A 2030-nucleotide genomic window follows, 5' to 3' on the forward strand; every position below is an offset into this window, starting at 1 on the left:
TGGTGCTACGCGGTCGATGACCGCCCGTGGTGTGGGCCGGCGCCGCCGGCGGTTGCCTTCGTCTATGCGACCGATCGCAAGGGCGAGCGCCCGGCTGCGCATCTGTCTTCATTCCGCGGCATTCTGCAGGTGGACGGCTAGAGCACGTTCCGATCCTGATGGATCGGATATCGTGCTCTATTATATTGATAATTAGAGCATCTTTATCCGATCAGATGATTCTATCTGATCGGATGATGCTCTATGCCGGGTTCGGCAAGGTCGTGAAGGAGCGCGCCGACGACGCCCTGGCGCTGGCCTTCTGCTGGACGCATGCGCGGCGCGGTTTCTACGAATTCCACCAGGCCACGCAGTCGCCGATCGCGGCCGAGGCGCTGGCCCGGATCGCGCGGCTCTATGCGATCGAGGCGGAGATCCGCGGGCAATCCGCCGAACGCCGCCTCGCCATGCGGCGGGAGCGATCCCGCACGGAGATCGAGGCGATGCACGCGTGGCTGGACGAACAACTGCCGCGGATCTCGAAAGGATCGGAACTGGCGAAGGCGATGCGCTACGTCATGCGGCACTGGGAGGGGCTGACCCGCTTCCTCGACGATGGCCGGATCGAGCTCGATACCAACACCGTCGAGCGCGAGATCCGCCGGATCCCCCTGGGACGGAAGAATGCCCTGTTCGCCGGCAACGACACCGGCGCAGAGCACTGGGCGCTGATGGCGACGCTGATCGGATCCGCCAAGCTCAGCGGCGTCCAGCCGCTCGCTGGCTCACCGAAATCCTCGAACGCATTGTCGCCGGCCATACCAAGGCCAACGAAATCGACACCCTGCTGCCCTGGAACTGGAAAACTCAGGCCGCTCTACCAGCCGCAGCGTAGCGCTCGCTCGCCAAAGCAAGACCGTCATTCAGACTGCGCTTACAGCCCTTCGACCCCGTCGCCTACAGAAAGCGCAATCTCATCGAACGCGCCTTCTGCAGGCTCAAGGACTTGCGCGCCATCGCTACACGATATGACAAAACCGCACGAAATTTCCTCGCTGGTATTTGCCTTGTCCTCGCCGTCACATCTTGGATCAGTTGAGTCCAGAGCCTAGCACTACTTTGGCGGAAATCTGATTTTTAGGGTTCCCATGGCACGGATTGGGTGATTCATGGGGAGCCAGCTTTGATGGAGGCTGGCGATGGACGAGTCTGGACAACAAGACGCGACGACGGATGTGCCCGGCTTATATCGCAGGCTTGATCGGGCCGGGTGATCGCAAAAGCATCCAGCCTATGGCGGCCCGATCGGACGCCATTTCCTATGACCGGCTGCATCATTTCATCGGGGCTGGTCTGTGGGACAGCGCGCCACTGGAAGCGACCTTGTGGGACCAAGCGGATAAATTGGTTGGTGGCGATGAAGCCTGGCTGATCATCGACGACACCGCCTTGCCCAAGAAGGGTAAGGCTTCGGTTGGCGTCGCGCCGCAATATGCTACGGCGCTCGGCAAGAATGCCAACTGTCAGACGCTGGTGTCGGTGACGCTGGCTTCGGGCGAAGTTCCGCTCATGCTGAGCTTGCGGTTATTTCTGCCGGAAAGCTGGACGAGCGATATCGCGCGCATGGACAAGGCGTGCGTGCCTGCCTGTTTCCAGGAATACCGCACAAAGCCTGAGATCGCGATCGAGGAGATCGATCGCGTCATCGCTGCCGGCGTGCGCTTCGGCTGTGTGCTGGCCGATGCCGGTTACGGGCTGTCGGCTCCGTTCCGGCAGGCGCTGAGTACACGCGGCCTTTGCTGGGCTGTCGGCATCCCCCGGCACCAGAAGGTCTATCCGGCGGATGTGCAGCTGATCTTCCCGGTCGCAGGCCGCGGTCGCCCACGGGTGCGTCATGTGCCCGACGTCAAATCCATCGCGGCACAAGCGATGCTCGAAGGCGCGAAGTGGCGGCAGCTCGGTTGGCGCAAGGGAACAAAGGGGCGTCTGACAGCCCGCTTTGCCGCCATGAGGGTACGCATTGCTGATGGCGCGCCCCAGCGAATCGGTTC

1 protein-coding gene and 3 pseudogenes are annotated in these 2030 nt (G+C 62.2%); all 4 read left to right on the forward strand.

What is annotated here, in order from left to right:
* Positions 1–138, forward strand: a pseudogene (locus tag B7Z76_RS16165) (transposase); the annotation flags it as partial.
* Between the two features lie 98 nt (positions 139–236).
* Positions 237–701: pseudogene (locus B7Z76_RS16170) on the forward strand (IS66 family transposase); the annotation flags it as partial.
* Between the two features lie 224 nt (positions 702–925).
* Positions 926–1078 (forward strand): annotated as a pseudogene (locus tag B7Z76_RS16175) (transposase); the annotation flags it as partial.
* Positions 1079–1137: 59 nt separating this feature from the next.
* On the forward strand, positions 1138–2030 hold an 893-nt coding region (locus tag B7Z76_RS16180; protein WP_291345288.1), incomplete at its 3' end, for an IS701 family transposase.

Source organism: Acidiphilium sp. 20-67-58 (assembly GCF_002255515.1).
Taxonomy (GTDB): domain Bacteria; phylum Pseudomonadota; class Alphaproteobacteria; order Acetobacterales; family Acetobacteraceae; genus Acidiphilium.